Source organism: Microbacterium sp. ZW T5_56, assembly GCF_044987425.1.
Classification (GTDB): Bacteria; Actinomycetota; Actinomycetes; order Actinomycetales; family Microbacteriaceae; genus Microbacterium.
Window position 1 is genome coordinate 92,491 of record NZ_JBJDRI010000002.1, and the last position, 19,767, is coordinate 112,257.

At 68.0% G+C, this 19,767-nt stretch carries 12 protein-coding genes, 1 tRNA gene and 1 other RNA gene; 4 read left to right on the plus strand and 10 right to left on the minus strand.

Translation table 11 applies throughout. From position 1 onward, the window contains the following. Nucleotide 1 precedes the first annotated feature (1 nt). From recR to ffs, 10 genes are all read right to left on the minus strand, one after another. Complete coding sequence (gene recR, locus ACI3KU_RS01840) at nt 2–595, minus strand: recombination mediator RecR (protein WP_404920579.1); 594 nt, start codon at nt 593–595, stop codon at nt 2–4. Next, nucleotides 595–3,540 (minus strand): DNA polymerase III subunit gamma and tau, encoded by a 2,946-nt coding sequence (locus tag ACI3KU_RS01845; protein WP_404920580.1) that lies wholly within the window; start codon nt 3,538–3,540, stop codon nt 595–597. Before ACI3KU_RS01845 ends, recR begins: the two co-directional genes overlap by 1 nt. Nucleotides 3,541–3,792: 252 nt before the next feature. Continuing rightward, nucleotides 3,793–6,270 carry a glycoside hydrolase family 65 protein gene (locus ACI3KU_RS01850; protein WP_404920581.1) on the minus strand — a complete coding sequence of 826 codons (2,478 nt, stop codon included), beginning with the start codon at nt 6,268–6,270 and terminating at the stop codon, nt 3,793–3,795. Between the two features lie 35 nt (nt 6,271–6,305). Continuing rightward, entirely contained in the window at nt 6,306–7,046 is a 741-nt protein-coding gene (locus tag ACI3KU_RS01855) for an HAD family hydrolase (RefSeq protein ID WP_404920582.1), read from the minus strand. 130 nt (nt 7,047–7,176) lie between these two features. Continuing rightward, complete coding sequence (locus tag ACI3KU_RS01860; RefSeq protein ID WP_404920583.1) at nt 7,177–9,633, minus strand: hypothetical protein; 2,457 nt, start codon at nt 9,631–9,633, stop codon at nt 7,177–7,179. A gap of 529 nt (nt 9,634–10,162) precedes the next feature. Continuing rightward, nucleotides 10,163–11,386, minus strand: a complete 1,224-nt coding sequence (locus ACI3KU_RS01865; protein ID WP_404920584.1) for an acetate/propionate family kinase — start codon at nt 11,384–11,386, stop codon at nt 10,163–10,165. Nucleotide 11,387: 1 nt separating this feature from the next. Further along, nucleotides 11,388–13,511 carry a phosphate acetyltransferase gene (pta, locus tag ACI3KU_RS01870; protein WP_404920585.1) on the minus strand — a complete coding sequence of 708 codons (2,124 nt, stop codon included), beginning with the start codon at nt 13,509–13,511 and terminating at the stop codon, nt 11,388–11,390. A gap of 58 nt (nt 13,512–13,569) precedes the next feature. Next, the gene (locus tag ACI3KU_RS01875; protein ID WP_404920586.1) at nt 13,570–14,079 is read right to left on the minus strand and encodes a hypothetical protein; all 510 of its coding nucleotides are present in this window, start codon (nt 14,077–14,079) and stop codon (nt 13,570–13,572) included. A 4-nt stretch (nt 14,080–14,083) separates the two neighbouring features. Then, the gene (locus ACI3KU_RS01880; RefSeq protein WP_404920587.1) at nt 14,084–14,596 is read right to left on the minus strand and encodes a hypothetical protein; all 513 of its coding nucleotides are present in this window, start codon (nt 14,594–14,596) and stop codon (nt 14,084–14,086) included. Between the two features lie 163 nt (nt 14,597–14,759). Further along, nucleotides 14,760–14,856: signal recognition particle sRNA small type (gene ffs, locus ACI3KU_RS01885), an RNA gene on the minus strand. 130 nt (nt 14,857–14,986) lie between these two features. Between ffs and ACI3KU_RS01890 the strand changes: the two genes are divergently transcribed. The 4 genes from ACI3KU_RS01890 (at nt 14,987) to ACI3KU_RS01905 (ending at nt 19,640) form a co-directional block, all read left to right on the plus strand. Continuing rightward, nucleotides 14,987–16,006 carry an AAA family ATPase gene (locus ACI3KU_RS01890; RefSeq protein ID WP_404920588.1) on the plus strand — a complete coding sequence of 340 codons (1,020 nt, stop codon included), beginning with the start codon at nt 14,987–14,989 and terminating at the stop codon, nt 16,004–16,006. A gap of 1 nt (nt 16,007) precedes the next feature. Further along, nucleotides 16,008–17,216, plus strand: a complete 1,209-nt coding sequence (locus ACI3KU_RS01895) for a DUF58 domain-containing protein (RefSeq protein ID WP_404920589.1) — start codon at nt 16,008–16,010, stop codon at nt 17,214–17,216. Further along, nucleotides 17,203–19,479 (plus strand): DUF3488 and DUF4129 domain-containing transglutaminase family protein, encoded by a 2,277-nt coding sequence (locus ACI3KU_RS01900; protein ID WP_404920590.1) that lies wholly within the window; start codon nt 17,203–17,205, stop codon nt 19,477–19,479. The genes ACI3KU_RS01895 and ACI3KU_RS01900 overlap by 14 nt, the downstream gene beginning before the upstream one ends. A 74-nt stretch (nt 19,480–19,553) precedes the next feature. Next, nucleotides 19,554–19,640: transfer RNA gene (locus ACI3KU_RS01905), tRNA-Ser, on the plus strand. Nucleotides 19,641–19,767 lie beyond the last annotated feature (127 nt).

Genomic DNA, 19,767 nt, shown 5'->3' on the forward strand with positions numbered 1-19,767 from the left:
GTCAGACTGCACGGCGTCCCTCGAAGGCGCGCCCCAGAGTGACTTCGTCGGCGTACTCGAGATCGCCACCGACGGGAAGGCCCGATGCGAGTCGCGTCACCGAGATCTGCATCGTGGTGAGGAGCCGACTGAGGTATGCGGCGGTCGCCTCACCCTCGAGGTTGGGGTTGGTGGCGAGGATCACCTCCTGCACGGTGCCGTCGGCGAGGCGTGAGAGAAGCTGAGAGATACGCAGATCGTCGGGACCGACACCGGCGATGGGGCTGATCGCGCCACCGAGCACCTGGTAGAGACCGCGGTACTCGCGGGTGCGCTCGATTGCGGCGACGTCCTTCGCGTCCTCCACCACGCAGATGAGGCTCGGGTCGCGGCGTGGGTCACGGCAGATGGCGCACCGCTCCTGCTCCGAGACATTGCCGCACACCTCGCAGAAGCGCACCTTCTCCCGAATGTCGACAAGCAGCGCCGCCAGCCGGGAGACGTCGAAGCTCGGCGTCTGCAGAATGTGGAAGGTGATCCGCTGTGCGGACTTCGGCCCGATCCCGGGCAGGCGGCCGAACTCGTCGATCAGCTCTTGAACGATTCCGTCGTACATCAGGCGAACCTCGTGGGCGGCTCGTAGGGTTCCTCACGGACGAAGGTGGCGCCGAGCACCTGTCGTACGACCGCCTCGCCGTAGCGCTGGCGGCCGTCACCGATGTCAATGGATCGAGAGGAGACCGTGGGTCGCTGTTCTTCCTCGACCGGGTCAGGCTCGGGGTCGGGCTCCGGCTCTGGTGCCGCGGGGGTCGGCTCCGCCGCAGCGGGAACGGACAACGGAGTCGAGCCGCCGGGGATTGCGGCCACAGCCCAGTCAGTGACAGGTGCCGCGGCCGATGAGACTGATCGCGGAGGGCGACCTGCGGGCGGAGGGGCCGACGGAGCAGTCGCCGAGGCATTCGTCGCGGACGCAGGCGCCCCCGGCGCGTTGGTCGCAGATGAGTTGGTCGCCGACGTGTCGGCACCGGGTGCGCTCGAATTACTCGCACCCGTCGCACTCGCCCCGCGCGCACCCGCGTCTGGTGTGCTCGTGCGCTGCGAGCCGCGCGATCCAGATCCGCGTCGTCCATTGTCTTCGGGCGCCTCGTCCTCCTCGGGCGGGGCTTCATCCGACGGATACCAGCCATCGTCAGCCGGTGCCGTCGCCGTCGGGGCGTCCGTGCGCCACCCAGGCCCGGGGGCTTCGGGTGCACCGGGCAGCGGGGCCGCGGCACGGTCGTGTCGCGCGAGGTATTTCACCCGCACACCGAGCACATCGATGATCGCCGTGCGGAGATCCTCGCTCGGTCCCGCTCCGGCGTTGAGCTTCTTGAAGGCCGCGACATCCGCCTGACTCTGGAAGCCGAGCGTGAGCACGTCTCCCTCGAACGCCAGCACGCGCGCGTCGCTGGCGACAAGCCACGACGCACGGTTGATCGCTTCCAGCCGCTGGAGGATCTCGAGCCAGGCATCCTTCATTCGCTGGGCGCCGATCGGCGCATCCCCGTCGGGAGCTGCACCGACGGCCGCGTCCTCGGCAGGACCGACAGCAGCACTGGCGGCCGTCTCGACCGCTGGGTCGCCGGCAGCGCCAGCGGTTTCCTCGGCCGCTGAATGAATGGTCGCCTGCTCCGCCGCGCCGCGAGTCGTTTCGTCGGCAACACTGGCGTCGCCCTCGGGCAAGTCTGCATTCGGCGCTGTCTGACCGTCCGCTGCGGGCACGGCCGCATCCGCTCCGGCGGTCGGCTCTGCCCCTGCTGACTCCAGATCCATCGCAAACATCGGTTCATCATCGACAGCGCGGTCGGCGTCAGGTGCGTCACCAGTCGCGGCGTCGTCAGGCTGAGGTTTCGGAGCCTCTGCCCGCACGGCCTCATCGTCGTGAGTGGACGGCATGGCATCTCGGCCTGCCGAGGTCGATGTGGTGCTGGGATCGGTGTCGGACGGAGCTTCCGGCTCCGGGCCGGCTCCCGCAGTCACCGCCCCCGAGACCGTGGACACTGGCACTGCGGACTCGGCAGGACTCGACACCGCGGTCGATGCTGCCGGCGCCTCCTGCGGCGCTGGCACGGATGCGGGCTGAGACGTGGGAGGAATCGAGGCGACATCGGCCGACGCCGCGGTGCCCGGCGATGCCTCTGTCTGCGAAGCGGCGGGCGCTGTGGACGGTCGCGAGGCAGCAGGAACGGACGTGGCAGCAGCAGACGTAGGTGCAATCGGCGCAGATGCGGTCGGCGCAGCAGCAGGTGCGGCCGCAGCGGGTGCCGTCGGCGCCGCCGAAGCGGGTGCCCCCGGTGCCGCCGATGCAGACATAGCCGGCGCAGATGTCGTCGGCGCAGCAGCAGGCGCAGGTGCAGCAGCGGGTGCCGCAGCTCCAGCCGCGAGGGCGCCCGGCGCCACGGGGACGGCGCCGTCGATGGCGCCCGTGCCCGCGAGCACACGCGCGACGAGCAGCTCCAGGTGCAGACGCGGCGAGGTGGCGCCGGTCATGTCGTCGAGCGCGGTAGACACGAGGTCCGCCGTTCGTGACAGGCGAGCTCCTCCGGTCGCCGCCGCCTGCCGGGCCATGTGCTCCAGCTCGTCGGCGGGAACGCCCCGGAGCACAGCGGTGGCTCCGGCTCCAGCCGCAGCGATGATGATGAGGTCGCGGAGTCGCTCCAGCAGATCGTCGACGAAGCGCCGCGGATCCTGACCGGTCTGGACCACGCGGTCCACGGCGGCGAATGCGGCGGCAGCATCGTCAGCAGCAAACGCATCGACCACAGCATCCAGCAGTTCGCTGTGCGTGTAGCCGAGCAGCGCGACGGCACGCTCGTAGGCGACGCTGTCGTTCTCGGATCCCGCGATCAGTTGGTCCAGCAGCGACAGAGTGTCTCGCGGGGATCCGCCGCCGGCGCGAACCACGAGCGGCAGCACGCCGGGCTCAACCGACACGCCTTCCTGCACGCAGAGACTGCCGACGTAGTCGAGCATGGCGGCAGGCGGCACGAGGCGGAACGGATAGTGGTGGGTGCGCGAGCGAATGGTGCCCAGAACCTTCTCCGGCTCCGTGGTGGCGAAGATGAACTTCACGTGCGGCGGAGGCTCCTCCACCAGCTTCAGCATGGCGTTGAAGCCCTGCTGCGTGACCATGTGCGCCTCGTCGAGGATGAAGATCTTGAAGCGGTCTCGGGCCGGTGCGAACACGGCGCGCTCGCGCAGGTCGCGCGCATCGTCGACACCGTTGTGGCTGGCCGCGTCGATCTCGACGACATCGAGGGACCCGCTGCCGCTCCGCGACAGCTCAACGCAGCTGTCGCACACGCCGCAGGGCGTGTCCGTGGGGCCGGCGGCGCAGTTCAGACAGCGCGCCAGAATACGCGCTGACGTGGTCTTTCCGCATCCACGGGGACCCGAGAAAAGATAGGCGTGTCCGATGCGATCGGCACGCAGCGCGGTCATCAGCGGATCGGTGACCTGCGACTGCCCGATCATCTCGGCGAACGTCTCCGGACGGTAGCGGCGGTACAGGGCTGTGGTCACCCCTCCAGCCTACGGGAGGGCACCGACATTGAGTCCGGGATCTAGCTCACCCACCGACGCCACTGGCCCGAATCCATGAACAGGCGCCGAAAACATGAGCGATTGGCCGGATCTCTCATCCACCGGCCGCATACTCATGTTTTCGCCGCACTCCCCCACCGCCACCCCGCACAGCCACACTCCCCAAAGCCGGACGAGAAACAACACACGGGGCGGACCAGATCACCTGGCCCGCCCCGTGCGTACGTCCGCTTACTCTGCGGCGACGTCGATGACTCCCGTGGGAGGGATGCTTGCCGTGATGTAGCTGCCGTCTTCACGACGACCGCGCGCGACATCGCTGATCGTCGGCCGTCCCTGCAGCACGGGCCCCTGATCCGCCAGGGCGACGACCGCGTCAGCGCCCACCGCAGCGGTATAGGCCACGCCGCGGACGGTGAACTCCACCGCCTCGCCGGACTCGACGCTCACGCGCAGCTCGGACGGCGCTACCGACACGAGAAGCTGCGATCCGTGCCAGTCCAGCGGGAACGCCAGCTCGGGCCACGCCGCCGGCAGGCGAGGATCGAACGACAGCTGTCCGCCGTGATCACGCATGCCGCCGAAGCCCGACACGAGCGCGGTCCACACACCACCGGCCGAGGCGATGTGCGCGCCGTCCGCCGTGTTGTGGTGCAGGTCGGCGAGGTCCACGTTCAGGGCGTGGAGGAAGTACTCCATCGCCAGGTCGCGATAGCCGACCTCGGCTGCGAGGATCGACTGCACCACCGCGGACAGCGTCGAGTCCCCCGTGGTCAGCGGGTCGTAGTAGTCGAAGTCGGCGAGCTTCTGCGTGGCCGAGAACTGATCTCCCTGCAGGAACAGCGCCAGGACCACATCGGCCTGCTTCAGCACTTGGAACCGATAGATCACCAGCGGGTGGAAATGCAGCAGGAGGGGGCGCTGCGACGCCGGTGTGTTGTCGAGATCCCACACCTCGCGATCCAGGAACAGCGCATCCTGCGGGTGGATGCCGAGGTGGTCGTTGAACGGGATGTGCATGGCGTCCGCGGCGGACTGCCAGGCGTCCGCTTCACCGGGCTCCAGCCCCACGCGATCCGCCAGCGTGCGGTACGCCTCGGGTGCAGCCACGGCCATCTCGCGCACCACGCTCGCCGCATAGGCGAGGTTGAAGCGCGCCATCACGTTCGTGAACAGATTGTCGTTGACCACCGTGGTGTACTCGTCAGGGCCGGTGACGCCGTGGATGTGGAAGGTGTGATCGCCGTTCTCGCGCCAGAATCCGAGGGTCGACCACATACGAGCTGTCTCGACGACGATGTCCGCTCCCTCGCGATGCAGGAACTCGACATCTCCCGTGGCGCGCACATACTTAGCCACCGCGAAGGCGACGTCGGCGTTGATGTGGTACTGCGCGGTGCCGGCTGCGTAGTAGGCCGATGCCTCCTCGCCGTTGATGGTGCGCCACGGGAACAGAGCACCCGCCTCGTTCAGCGCCGCCGCGCGACGGCGCGCTGCCGGCAGCATCAGCGCGCGCATCCGCAGGGCGTTGCGGGCCCAGTCGGGAGACGTGTAGGTGAGGAACGGCAGGACGTACACCTCGGTGTCCCAGAAGTAGTGGCCGCTGTAGCCGGACCCCGTGAGGCCCTTCGCGGGAACCCCCTGGGCGTCCGCACGAGCTGAGGCCTGCGCCAGTTGGAAGAGATCCCAGCGCACAGCCTGCTGCACCTCGTCGTCGCCCGAGATGCGAACATCGGAGCGCTTCCAGAACGCGTCCAGGAACGTGCGCTGAGCGGTGAAGACCGCGTCGGCACCTCCCGCGCGCACCCGGTCCAGCGTCCGGCGCCCGCGATCGACCAGCTCACGTGCGGGCGCGATCTCCGACGAGTGATACGCCACCGTCTTGGTCACCGTGACGGGAACGCCCGCGCGTGCCTGCACCCGGTAGACGGTCTTGGCGATATCGCCCTCGACGAGACTGCGGGTGTTGAAGTCGTTGGCGGTGGCGATCTCGTGATCGGCGACGACGGCGAGCGTCATGCCGGAGTTGGTCACCCGGTATGACAGCGCGGAGCGATCACCGTCCTCCCAGAACTCCTGCGGCTGCAGCACGCGGTTGCTGATGCGCTCAGTTTTTCGGGGGTCGAACTTCGCGGTGCCGTGTCCGTGAGCGGGCGCGGCTCCGCCGAACACGTCCTCACCGTCCTGGCGGTTCACGACCTGGCTGCTGATGGCGACGGGCGCGTCGGTGTCGACGCTCACCGACAGCCGCTGCAGCGTCAGGTGTCGATCCGTGAACGAGACCAGACGCTCCAGGTTGACGCGCACCTTCTTGCCCGCAGGCGTGCGCCAGAGCAGGTGTCGGCGCAGCACACCGGCCTGCATGTCGAGCTCGCGGCGATACTCCAACAGCTCGGAGGTCTCCAGCACCAGCGGCTCATCGTCGACGTAGACGCGCATGATCTTCGCGTCCGGCGCGTTGACGATGGTCTGACCGACCTCGGCGAATCCGTACGCCTGCTCGGCATGACGGATGGGCCAGGTCTCGTGGAATCCGTTGACGAACGTGCCGTGCTCGTGCGCGTCGCGTCCTTCCGGATGGTTTCCGCGCAGGCCGAGGTAGCCATTGCCGACGGAGAAGAGGGTCTCGGTGAGGCCCTTGTCCTCCGCATTCACACGGGTCTCGACGAGACGCCAGGGGTCGACGGGGAAGCGATCGCGATCGAGCATGTCTGCTTTCAGGAACGAGAGGGATCGGATGGGGTTCAGAAGAGGAGGTCGGCGAGGTCGCTGACAACGACGTTCGCGCCGGCGGCACGCAGAGCGTCCGCACCGACTCCGCGATCGACGCCGATGACCAGGGCGAAGCCACCGGCCGCAGCGGATTCGACACCGCTGATGGCATCCTCCACGGCGACAGCACGCGAGGGCGCCACACCGAGGTCGGCGGCACCGCGCAGAAACACATCCGGCGCGGGCTTGGAGGGCAGTCCATCGCGCTCGGCGACCACGCCATCAACCACGACGGCGAACCGATCGGCGATGTTCGCGGCGTCGAGAACCTCGACGGCGTTCTTGGAGCTGGAGACCACTGCGAGCGGGACTCCGCGAGCCACGAGGGCGTCGACGAGAGCGAGGGAGCCGGCGTACGGCTCGATGCCCTCCTCGCGCAGCACCCGCGTGAAGACGACGTTCTTGCGGTTGCCGATCCCACACACGGTGTCGGCAGTGACCGGATCGGACGGATCGCCCCACGGCACCTCGACATCGCGCGATCGCAGCAGCGAGGCGACACCGTCGTAGCGCTTCTTGCCGTCGACGTATTGGAAGTAGTCCTCGGACGTGTACGGAGGCGTGATGTCCCACTCGTCGAAGAGGGTGTCGAACATGCTCTGCCACGCGTGCATGTGCACCTCGGCGGTGGGCGTCAGCACCCCGTCAAGATCGAACAACACGGCGTCGTAGGCGGTCAGGTCAACAGCTGCACCAGTGGGCAGTTCGGCCACTGCTCCTCCGAATCGGACGGGTTGACGCGCACCCTGCGCGCACTCGGCCCAGGTTATGGTGTGGAACCGTTCCACTGCACACGGACCGGAAGCCACGGCATGACCGTCGTGCCGTGGCCTCCGGGCGCGATCACCAGGTGCTGATACGCGTGATCTCCAGCTCGCCATCCACGATCGCGTACTGCCCGGTGAAGGCGAACGTCGAGGTGCGCGGTGTCGGGTCCGGGTTCCAGGTGGTTCCCTTCCCCGTCGTCGAGATGGTGAACTGCTCGGTCTGGAACCGGCCGTCGCCGATGTCCTCGAACCCGGTCGCCATCTCGGTGAGGCTGAGCGCACTGAGGTCGGTTTGGCGCAGCGCGTAGGGGCACTCGTCGTTCATGTTCGTCGGCACCGTGACGCAGGCGGTCGCGGCTGCCTGTACGACTTCGAGGACCTTGTCGCGCACTGCCGACGTCTCGGATACTCCTGCAGATGCTTCCCCGCCGCTGTCCGTGACACGCAGTTCTGCGTCGCCTTCCGTGGCGAAGTACGGTGAATCGTCCTCATAGGTGAGCGCGTACACCCCGGGGTAGGCGTAGAACGCCACACCGGTCGCGTCGCTCGCTTTCTGGTGCGGATCGATGGAGACGTCGCCCACTCGGATCTGCGCGATACTCTCGTCCATCGAGAATCGCACCGGTGCCAGGAGCGGTGATCCGTCGAGCTTCCACGTGTCGAGCACCAGGAACTCCTTGGGGCCGGGGGCGACGCGGAACGAGTGGGTGAAGCTCTCGCCGTCCAGCGAGTAGTTCGCCACGACCGACGCTCCCGAATCCGAGCGATCCTGTACCGTCACGTCGTTGACGACGATGCGCATCGAGTCGCCCGCGAAGGCCACGTTCGTCAGCAGCCCGCGCGCATCGTTTCGCAGACCGGGATCGAGAAGTGCGGTCGCCCGATCCGCGTCACCGTTCGCGATGGCGGACAAGTAGGCGCGCACCTCCACCGCCGGATCGCGCTGCGCGTTGAGGATACCGACCGCGACGAAGCCCGCGCCGATCATGGCGCCCACTCCGGCGAGCGAGATGGTCCAGACGAGGATCGCGCGCTTGGTGCTCGGCTTCATCGGCTGTACCGGGGCGGGCACGGCGACGCCGGCCTCCGCTGACATGGGTGCCGAGGCCGTCATCGGCATGGTCATGTGCGAGGGGGTAGCGGACCACCCCGGTGCCGCTGGGTCGGAATCCTGCATGCCGTTCGCCATGACCGGCACGGCGAACGGGGCGCCGGCCCCAGCAACAGCCGGTGCTGCTCCCAGCCATGTGTCCACGGCCTGACCGCCGCCCAGCGTGCGCAGCAGGGCGGGGCTGAGCGAGAAGAGGAATGACGGGGTCACCTCAGCCAAGAGTGAGACGACCGCCGCGAAGACGAACACCAGGAAGGGCGCCTCCCATGAGGGTGCGAGCACGCCGTTGGCGTCGATGACAACATTCACCGAGATGGAGGCCGACAACAGCGCTGCAGCAGCCAGAGCCACCGCGAACATCGCCACAGGGAGCTGCCAGGCGCGGGCCACGACCACACGACCGGTGCGCGGACGACGAACGCCGATGAACACGGCCAGCCAGATCAGCAACAGCACGAACACGGCGATGATGAGCGCGGCCCAGCCACCGACCAGGTCCCAGAGGTGCGTCGACGACGACGTCACAGCGCTCCCCGACCAGTTCGTCACGCCCGTCGTGCTGATGCCCGACATCTGAACAGCGTCGAACAGCAGGCCGGTGACGTTGAGTCCGTAGGGGATCCACAGCAGCCACATGCCGTCGGCGTCGGCACGAGCGGCTCCGAGGAACACCAGGATCACGCTCAGCAGCGCGAGCGGGGCATGGGTGACGACGAGGTAGGTCAGCACCTCACGAAGGGGCGCAAGCCACCCCGGACGAACGCGCGATCCGATCACGCCCACACGGCCCAGGAAGGCCGCGGCGGCGACGATCACGAAAGCCCATGCCGCGGCGCTCAGCACGTACGGCTGAACCACCAGTGAAAACCCCAGGTCGGTACCGGTCTGGAGACCGAGCCGAGCAAGGGCGCTCGTGATCGCGATCACGAGCGCAATCGCACCGGCCTCGACAAGCGACCGTCCGAGCGCGGAGAGGACCGTGCGGGCGGCAGACGGCTCTCTTGCAGCGGTCCGCCGCGCGACCCACCACACCCCGGCGGCTGCACCGACCAGGGTGGACAGACTCACAATGTTCACTGCGCTGACACCGGTTCCGGACAAACCGCCGAACAGCTCAAGAGAGGCAGTGGCCGACACCTCGACTCCGCCTCCCAACGTCGCGAAGAGCGCGGTGAGGAAAAGCGGTACACCAACAACACCCGCGGATGCCAGGTGCAGGTTGGATTCCTGGATCGTGAGGACGATGCAGACAGCCAGCGCACTCACCGCAGCCGGCGCGACGACCGCGGCCAGCTTGAGGAGGGTGCCCAGAATTGCGGACGACGTCACGGCATCGCGCATCTCGAGCCCGAACGGTCCGGGAGCTCTCGGCGGCACGATTCCCGCCGGCGCCACGCCGGGCAGCACGGTTCCCGCAGGCATCGCACCCTGCCCATTCGCATGCGGTGGCACGTCGCCCCGAGACACCGCACCATCCGACACCAAACCGGGTGCCACATACTCCTGCGGAAACACGACCGGCTGGACCGCGCCCTCGTGCGGCGGAACCGTTGCGTCCGACGAAAACGCCCGTAGGGACGTCGGCACGCTCAGGCCCGGTGTCGACGCGGCGATCCCGCTCCATGCCGTGGTCTCCTCCCGGGCGGGTGGAGTCGAGGGCGGTGAGGTGTTCTGCGATGAGCCCTCCGAGCCTGTCACCGGCCGGGACAAACCCGGATCTGGTGGGCTCGGGTTCAGCGTATTCGGATCGAACTCAACACGGTCGTCAGGCGTCATGGACGTCACTCGCTTTCCGCCCCCCTCGGGCTACTCCCCCCGCCCCTCCGGGGAAAGCTTTCACAGCCTACTCACATGTTTGCCGGGTCGACACATCCCCGGTGCCGACGCCGCTCAAACTGTGATCACACTGCACCCTTCAGGAAACGCCAGAGGACCGATCCGGTCGCACGTCTCAACTGGCGATGGCCTGCAGCGTCTGGCGGGCGATCTCCAGCTCCTCATTCGTGGGCACGACGAGCACCGTCACTCGGGACGCGTCGGTGGAGATCACGCGAGGCCCAGCGGAGCGTGTGGAGTTGCGCTGCGGATCCAGTTCGATGCCCGCCCAGTCGGCCCCCGCAAGGGTCGCGGCGCGCACGGCGGCAGCGTTCTCCCCGACGCCTGCGGTGAAGGAGATCACGTCGACCCCGCCGAGGATGGCGAGATAGGCACCGAGGTAGTGCTTGAGGCGATGGACATAGACGTCGAAGGCGAGGGTGGCGCGGTCATCTCCGTGTTCGCGGCCGTCCAGCACGTCACGCATGTCCGAGACGCCGGCGAGGCCGAGAAGTCCGGACTGCTTGTTCAGCAGCCGATCCAGGTCGTCCGTGCTCATCTCGGCACGACGCGCGAGCTGGAAGAGGACGGCAGGATCCAGGTCGCCCGAGCGCGTCCCCATCACGAGACCCTCCAGCGGCGTGAACCCCATCGACGTGTCGACGCTTCGACCGCCGTCGATCGCCGTGACGGAGGCGCCATTGCCGAGGTGGAAGACGATCTGCTTCAGCTCGGTGTTGGCTCTGCCGAGGAAGGACGCGGCCGTCTCACTCACGTACTTGTGGCTGGTGCCGTGGAAGCCGTAGCGGCGGATGCGGTGTCGGTGCGCTACTTCGGTATCAATGGCGTACGTGAAAGCTGCGGGCTCGAGCGTCTGGTGGAAGGCCGTGTCGAACACCGCGACGTGCGGAACGTCGGCAAAGGCCTTCTTCGCGGCGATGATGCCCTCCACGGCTCCGGGATTGTGCAGCGGGGCGAGCGTGGACAGATCGTCGATGTTGATCTCGACCAGCGGCGTGATCACGGTCGGCTCGAAGAATCGCGCGCCGCCGTGGACCACCCGGTGCCCCACCGCCGTGGGCGGGTTCTCGGCGAGCAGCGGACCATGCTCGTCGAAGGCCTCGAGCATGAGAGCGAAGCCGGTGGTGTGGTCGGGGATCGGGACGACGGTGTCGTAGGTCGCCTTCTGCATCGCCACCTGGATGCCGCCGACCGGTGCGTGGACCGTGTGATGGATCGCGCCGCTCGCCTCTCCGATGCGCTCGACCAGGCCGCTCGCGAGAACGCGCTCACCGTCCATCTCGAGAAGCTCGTACTTGAACGAGCTGGATCCGCTGTTGATCACCAGCACTGCGCTCACGTCAGACCCCCTGTGCCTGAATGGCCGTGATGGCCACCGTGTTGATGATGTCCTCCACCAGCGCGCCGCGGGAGAGGTCGTTGATCGGTCGGTTGAGACCTTGCAGCACCGGCCCCATCGCTACCGCGCCGGCAGAGCGCTGCACCGCCTTGTAGGTGTTGTTGCCCGTGTTCAGGTCCGGGAAGATGAACACCGTGGCGCGTCCGGCCACCTCGGATCCGGGCATCTTCGCTGCAGCGACAGCCGCATCGGCGGCTGCGTCGTACTGGATCGGACCCTCGACCAGCAGCTCGGGCGCACGTTCTCGCACCAGGGCGGTCGCCGCGCGCACCTTGTCGACATCGGCACCGGATCCCGACTCCCCGGTGGAGTACGACAGCATGGCCACGCGCGGCGAGATGCCGAACTGCGTGGCGGTGGCTGCCGACGAGATCGCGATGTCCGCGAGCTGCTCGCTGGTGGGATCCGGGATCACGGCGCAGTCGCCGTAGACCAGCACCCGGTCCGCGAGCGCCATCAGGAACACGCTGGAGACCACCGACGTGCCGGGACGGGTCTTGATGATCTCGAACGCCGGGCGGATCGTGTGCGCCGTGGTGTGTGCGGCACCAGAGACCATGCCGTCCGCGAGTCCGAGGTGCACCATCATCGTGCCGAAGTAGGACACATCCGTCACGGTGTCCGCTGCGCGCTCCAGGGTCATGCCCTTGTGAGCGCGCAGCCGCGTGTACTCCTCGGCGAAGCTCTTCACGAGTTCGGGATCGAACGGGCTGAGAATGTGAGCGCCGCCGAGGTCCACACCGAGCTCCACCGCTCGTGCCCGCACTGCCTGCTCGTCGCCGAGGATCGTGAGCTCGGCCACCCCCCGAGCCTCGAGCGTGGCCGCGGCACGAAGGATGCGATCGTCATCGCCTTCGGGCAGGACGATGTGCCGTCGGTCCGCGCGCGCCCGCTCCACGAGGGCGTACTGGAACATCAGCGGCGTCACCACGTCCGTGCTCGCGACACCGAGCGCCTGGGCGAGCACGTCCGTATCGACGCTGGTGTCGAACAGCGTCAGCGCCCGATCGAGACGTCGACGCGAGTCGGACGCGAGCCGGCCCCGAGTGCGCATCACTCGCAGCGCGGTGTCGTATGTGCCGAGGTCCGTCGCGATCACGGGGAGCGAGGAGGAGAGACCGTCCAGCAGTCGGGTGATCTCCTCCGGGAGCGGGAACGGCCCGTTGAGGAGGATACCGGACACCGAGGGGAACGTGCCGGACGCGTTGGCCAGCAGGGTCGCCAGCAGCACATCGGTACGGTCCGCCGCGATCACCACCATGGCGTCCTGCTGCAGCCGCGGCAGCACGTTGACCATCGACATGCCGGCGACGACGACCGACAGCACCTCGCGGGTCATGAGCTCAGGATCGCCCTGGATGAGTCGCCCGTCCACTGCCTGCATGATTCCCCGCACGGACGGCGCAACCAGCGAGCGATCTTCGGGAATCGCCCACACCGGGGTTCCGGGCGCAGCGCCGTCGGCAACGATCGCAGCGGAGACCGCGGCGATGATCCCCTCGGACTGCGCGGGATCGGCGCGGTTCACGATCGCCGCGAGCAGGTGAGCACGGCTGTGGCGCAGCTCTGTCATCGCGATGTCAGCGGTGGCGGCGATCTCGGCCGCGCTGCGAGCCGTGGTCGTCCCGAGCTGCTCGCCCTGTCCCAGCTGGGCTCGACCGCCGAGCACGAGGAGAACCGGCGCTCCGAGGTTCGCGGCAATGCGCGCGTTGAAGCCGAGCTCTGTGGGGCTCGCGACATCCGTGTAGTCGCTGCCGATGATCACGACCGTCTCGCACCGGGCCTTGACCGCGTTGAACCGTTCCACGATCTGCGACAGCGCCGCCTCGGGGTCGGCGCGCACCTCGTCGTAGGTGACGCCGGTGGCCGCTGCTGCATCCAGCTCGACGCCGTCATGATCGAGCAGCATCGCAAGCACGCTGTCGATTTCGTCGCGCGAGCGCGTGATAGGGCGGAACACCCCCACACGAGCCGTGGTGCGGGTGAGGAGGTCCAGCACGCCCAGCGCGATCGCGGACTTGCCGGTGTGTCCCTCAGCTGACGTGATGTAGATGCTCTTCGCCACGCTTCCAGCCTAGGCGGGGCGCCGGTGAACGCGGCTGGAGATATTCAGCGAAGGCTCGTCATCCCTGCAATCTCGCGCGCATCGGCCGAACAGCCTCACGGAACTTCGCTGCCAACTCGGCGGCGCTGACGCGGCGGCTCCATGAGGGCCGCGGTGCCATATACCAGAGGTGCATGAACTCGTCATGCATCAGGAAATGATCCAGCAGGGTGGCGATCAGCACGAGGCCTCGCTCGTCGTCTGGCCACTCGTCGGCGAGCCGCACCATCGCTACTTCGAACCAGAGGCGATGAGCTTCTTCCGGCGTCGTGGCGACCAGCAACGCGGCTTCGCGGATCGCGGACGATATCTCGATCCGATCCAGTTCGAAGTACATCTGGGCGATGCGCTGCTCCGGCGGCGACAGGTCGATGCCGCTCTCGTCGCGCTGCTGTTCGATGGCGACGATGTCCTCGGTACGCACGAAGTTGGCGTCCAAGCCGTACACCAGCACCGCCGCGTCCACGCGTCGCAGCGGAACACGCACCACAAGGTCGTGGAGGTTGAGGGTGTCTTCCACGGGTCGCATGGGCTCAGAACAATCCGAACAGGTGCGCGACGAGTGCACTGATTGCTGCGGCCCAGATGAACAGCAGCGCGCTCGTGGTCACACCGGGATGCGCCGCGAGAAATGGGACCCGGCGGCGCACGGCGGGAGTCGGAGCCCAGAGGAGCCCGATCGCCGCGACCGACATTCCGGCGATCAACGCCAGTGCCGTTGCCAGAAACGGATTCACCGTGGAGTTGGGAGCAAAGCCCGTATGGGTCGTCACCTGGGGAAAGCTGATGATGACGATCAGCAGTGCGCTCGCGCCCCAGAACTGCGCCTGTCCAGGCTTCAACGCTCGTCGCTCCCGTTCCTCGGGCGTCAGCGGCTGACCGTCTTCGTCAAGATCATCCTGCGCCGGCTGCGGTGGCGGGCCATAGATCGCCGAGTTCATGGAAGAGAAGAAACGCTGGAGTTTGAGCGGGGTCAGCAGCGCGATCGGCGCGACGTGAAAGAAGACCAGCATGATGATCGTCCCGAAGACGAACTCAACCTTCACGATCGTCTCGTCGCGAGCGACCCGCAGACGATGACGTTCCCCGTGGCACCGACCGGGTGGGTCGGGCTGAAGAACATCTGATTCAGGCTGCGCATCGGCTCACAGTAGCGGCAGAGCGCCGCGGACCGAAGCAAAACGCCCGGCGACACGACTGTCCCGGGCATGAAAAGACTCTCCGCGCACCCGGCAGAGCCTGGTTACCCTTGCTACGTTTCCGTCCTGGGGGAGTTGGCCTGGATACCGCCGCGCGGAGAGCTGTCCCCAGTCTAACAAGCTCCGCACGCATCCTCTGACCACCTGGCCCGGTTAGAGTGTGCCCGGACGGTGTTGTCACACCCGAGGGCACCGCTCCGACCCGCGCAAGCGGGCATCGCGGACGAGAGGATTCCGATGGATCAGGGCACCACTCCGGCACCAGCGCCAGCAGCCGACCACGCGGGGGCCGCGGTCGACCAGGATCGCTTCTCGGCAGTCGTGGGTCGCATCGTGGAGTCGGTGGAACGGGTGATCGATGGCAAGCGTGCCGCGATCGACGCCGCGCTGGTGTGTCTGTTCGCCGAAGGTCACCTGCTCATCGAAGACGTGCCGGGAGTCGGCAAGACGATGCTGGCCCGCGCGCTCGCCGCGTCCGTCGACGCCGAGGTGCGACGAATCCAGTTCACCCCGGATCTGCTGCCCGGCGACGTCACGGGCGTGTCGGTGTTCAACCCGGTCACGCGTGAGTTCGAGTTCAAGCCGGGGGCCATCTTCGCCAACGTGGTGATCGCGGATGAGATCAACCGCGCGTCGCCCAAGACGCAGTCGGCGTTGCTGGAGGCGATGGAGGAGCGCCAGGTCACCGTTGACGGTCTCTCCCGCCCGCTCCCCGGGCCGTTCATCGTGGTGGCCACGCAGAACCCTCTCGAGATGGACGGAACCTACGCCCTTCCCGAGGCGCAGCGCGACCGATTCCTGGTGCGCCTGTCGATGGGATACCCCGACGCGCAGGCAGAGCAGGCGATGATCCGCCAGCGCGACACCGGCAACCCGCTCGCCGAGCTCCGCCCCGTCACCGATGCCGCGGAGATCACGGCGATGATCCGCTTCGTGCGGGGCATTCATGTGTCGCCTCTCATCGAGGAGTATGTGGTCCGCCTGGCACAGGCCACTCGCGTCCATCCGGATCTTCGACTCGGCGCATCGCCGCGCGCCACCCTGCAGCTGGTGCGCGCCGCGAAGGTGTGGGCGGCCCTGGACGGTCGCGACTTCGTGTTGCCCGACGACGTCACCGACCTCCTCTCCCCCGTGTTCGCGCATCGTCTGCTTCCCACGCGCACCGCCCTCGGTCGTGCCAGCAACGACGAGATCATCGACGAGGTGCTCTCCGGACTGACCCGCCGGGTTGCGGTGCCGATCGCGAGCCGCCGCTGACATGAGAAGTCCGCTCTGGCCGTTGACGACCCGCGGCACCGTGCTCTTCGTGGTCGGGCTCGTGATCGCCGTCGTGGGCCTGCGCATCGGACTCGATGCCGTCATCTACGCCGGCGTGGCGCTCGCCCTGCTGGTGTTGAGCAGCCTCGCGGTTCTGTGGTTCGGCGGCGCTGCCGGGGTGGTGCAGCACCGCGTCCTTCCCGATGTCTCGGCGGTCGGAGAGAAGATCGAGGTCGCGGCCACGTGGTCTACAGGGTCCGCGCCCGCGGGTCTCACGCGCTGGAGCGAGCGTGTGCCGGCCGGCCTTGCGGGTCGCGCCAGCGGCATCGTGACGCCGAGCGACCAGCGCATCGACCGTGTCCTGATCCGATACGAGCTCACGGGCACAGCTCGGGGCGATCACAGCGTCGGACCCCTGCGTGTCGGACTCGTGGATGCTCTCGGGCTCGCCAGACGGATGCCGACGATGGGCGAGTCGTTCTCCGTCCTCGTCGGGCCGGAGGTGCACGAGCTCCCCTCGCTGTCCGAGGCAGCGGGCGAGAGCGGCGGCACGCACTCGGCGATGTCGCCGCGTGCCGTCGAGGGCGCCGACAATCTGATCGCGCGCCCCTACACGCCCGGCGACTCGCTGCGTCGGATCCACTGGCGGGCGACGGCCCATCGCGATGAGCTCATGGTCCGTCAGGAGGAGTTCGAGAGCACGCCGCGCGCGACGGTGATCATCGACCGAGTGCGCCAGCCTGACGCGGGACGATCCGCGTCCACAGATCTTGAGACGGCACTGGCCGCCGCGATCTCAGTGGTGGTGCGGCTGGTTCGCGACGGATACGCCGTCACGCTGACCGACACGTCCGGATCGACGCTCGTTGCCGATATCGCAGACGAAGACGGCATCCGCTCCTCTCTGGCCGTGCTGGCGCGGCTGCAGAGTGTGCACGCTGCCGTGCGCGTGGCCCCGATGGCCGCGGAGCTCGGACCTGTCGTGCTCATCACGGCAGGACGCGTCGACGCAGCCGTCGACGCCACCGGAAGCATCGCGGCGCGCTCGTCCCTTCCGGTGCTGATCGCCGTGGGTGCCGTCGGATCAGGAGTGGAACGAGCATCGGCCCGCGGCTGGCGCACCGGCGTGGTCGCCGAATCGGGATCGACCGCACTGCGCTCGGCCTGGGCGCGTGCGGTCGGCGCGGAGGTGACCCATGGTCGTCCGTGAGGCTCCGGCACCGGCCAACCGCGCCCGTGAGATGCCGACGCGCTTCCCGCACCCGGACGCCCGTCGCCCCCGTCGCCCCCGTCGCCCCGCCGACGCGATCACGACACTGCTCCTGGGTGTGCTGCTGTGTCTGGCTCTCGTGCCGTTCGGGCGGATCTTCTCCGGCGAGACCTGGCGCGTGCAGGCTGTGCTGACGATCGCCGTGCTCCTCGGTGTCGGCTTCCTGATGCGCCTGCTTCGCACGGCCGGGATCGGTGCCCTCATCGCTCAGGTGCTCGTCGGACTCGGGTCTGCCACCGTGCTTGCCGCCCCCACCGAGGCCATTCTGCTCGTCATTCCGACACCCGAGGTGTTCGGTCGCTGGGATCTGCTCGCGGGCGGCGCAGTGCAGCAGATCCGCGAGGGCGTCGCGCCCATGCCTGAGGACCCCACCCTCTCGTTCCTACTCGTCTCGGCCATCGCGTTGATCACCGTGCTGACCGACCTCATCGTCACGACCTTGCGCGCAACGGTCGCAGCGATCCTCATCCCCCTGGCGCTCGCGCTCGCGCCGTCCGCGATCCTTCCCCACGGCAGCGATGCGGTCGCGATCGCCCTGATCATCGCCGTCGGTGCGGCGCTGCTGTATCGCCGCGTGCGACTGCGCGGCGGCCTGCGCCCGGGTGGCGTCGTCGGTGCCGGCATCGCTTCGGTCGTCATCGGGTTGGTCGCAGCGATGGTCGTCGCCCCACTCCTCCCCCGCGGCGGCACAGGTTCGCTGAACGGCTTCGGACTCGGCAGCGCGAACCGCATCGATGCCACTCTTGACCTCGGCGAGGACCTCCGCCGTCCGAACAACACCCGCATGCTCACGTTCACCACTGATGGCGGACCGGTGCCGTACCTTCGCCTCACGACCATGTCGGCGTTCACGGGCAGCGTCTGGGAGCCGGATGAAGGTGAACGCGTTGATCTGGAGTGGCTCGCCCAGTTCCCCGAGCCGCGCGATCCCGCCATCACGACCACGACCCATGAGATGGCCGTGGACGTCGATGGCGTCGATTCCACGATGCTGCCGCTGCCTGCGGAGCCTTTCGATCTGACCGGAGTTGACTCCTCGTGGAGAGCGGATCCCGATAATCGGACCGTTGCGTCGGATGGTCGGGTGATCAACGGCCTGGTCTACACCACGTTCTACTCGACCGCCGCTCCGTCTCTGGAGCAGATTCGCGCAGCGTCGGCACAGGTGGGCGCCAGCACCGGGCTCTCAGCGGAAGAGGCGCCGCTGCTGCACCAGTACGCCGCAGAGGTGACGGCAGCCGCCGCCACGGACTACGACAAGCTGCTCGCTCTGCAGACCTGGTTCCGCTCGAGCGAGTTCTCGTACTCGCTGGCCGCTCCGGTCGAAGACGGGTACGACGGATCGAGCGCCGCCGCGATCGAAGCGTTCCTCACCCAGCGCAGCGGCTACTGCGTGCATTTCGCCGCTGCGTTCACGCTGATGGCGCGTGACCTCGGCATGCAGGCACGCATCGCGCTCGGCTTCCTTCCCGGCGAAGCGACGGGCACGAGTGTCGACGACAGGGTGCAGTACGAGGTCACCTCGGACCAGCTCCACACGTGGCCGGAGGTGTACTTCGCCGGGATCGGCTGGGTGCCGTTCGAGCCCACGGCCAGCCTCGGCGTGGCCACCCGGTTCCTCTCGGCGGCTCCCACCAGCACCGATCCGAGTGAACCGACCGCCGCCGCCCCGACGCCCACCGCCAGTGCTCAGCCGGAGCGGCCCGACATCGAAAACCCCACGGACACCGGTGCCACGGGCGGCGGGCCGACGTTCGATCTGGGTGCCCTCCTCGCCGTTCTCGGGTGGATCGTGGTCGCGGCTGCCATCGCTCTGACCCCGTTCGCTGCGCGCACCGCTCTCCGATCCCGACGCATGGCCGCGGCACGCGGTGGCGACGCGGCAGCGGCATGGACCGAGCTTCAGGCGGACGCGACAGACCATGGTGTCCGAGTTGACGACTCGGATACCCCGCGCGAGTTCGTTGATCGGATCGTCACGGCCACGGGTGCTCCGCGCGACGAACTCGATCTGCTGCGCACCGCCATCGAACGAGCCAGCTACGCTCGCGCCGGCGATGCCGGAGACGAAGGCGAGGCCCTCGCTGCAGCAGTGGCCAACGTGCATCGGATCTGGCGCGAGACGTCAAGCACGCGCATCCGGCGCCGCGCCATGTTCCTGCCGGCGTCCCTGCTAACGCGGCGCGGAGCGGCCTCCACGTGACGCGCCCGGGCATTCAGCCCGGTCATGAGCACACCGCAACACAGGGTAGGATCGTGTGTGGCTCATTGAGCCGAGGAGAATTCGCCTAGTGGCCTATGGCGCACGCTTGGAAAGCGTGTTGGGTGTTAAAGCCCTCGGGGGTTCGAATCCCCCATTCTCCGCCGAAGTGACACCCGAGTGCGAAGGCCCTCGGTCCCTGGGAAACACGGGGATCGAGGGCCTTCGCCGTTGCGGCGCGCACGGGTCGCTGTGCGGGGCTGCTGTAAAAGCGGCAGATTCTGCTGTAAA

Excerpts from the sequence above, each read along its gene's own strand:
- ACI3KU_RS01890 (WP_404920588.1), top strand. The coding sequence starts at position 14,987 with ATGGATCAGGGCACCACTCCGGCACCAGCGCCAGCAGCCGACCACGCG.
- recR (WP_404920579.1), bottom strand. The coding sequence starts at position 595 with ATGTACGACGGAATCGTTCAAGAGCTGATCGACGAGTTCGGCCGCCTG.
- ACI3KU_RS01860 (WP_404920583.1), bottom strand. The coding sequence starts at position 9,633 with ATGCCTGCGGGAACCGTGCTGCCCGGCGTGGCGCCGGCGGGAATCGTG.
- ACI3KU_RS01895 (WP_404920589.1), top strand. The coding sequence starts at position 16,008 with ATGAGAAGTCCGCTCTGGCCGTTGACGACCCGCGGCACCGTGCTCTTC.
- ACI3KU_RS01875 (WP_404920586.1), bottom strand. The coding sequence starts at position 14,079 with ATGCGACCCGTGGAAGACACCCTCAACCTCCACGACCTTGTGGTGCGT.
- ACI3KU_RS01850 (WP_404920581.1), bottom strand. The coding sequence starts at position 6,270 with ATGCTCGATCGCGATCGCTTCCCCGTCGACCCCTGGCGTCTCGTCGAG.
- ACI3KU_RS01900 (WP_404920590.1), top strand. The coding sequence starts at position 17,203 with ATGGTCGTCCGTGAGGCTCCGGCACCGGCCAACCGCGCCCGTGAGATG.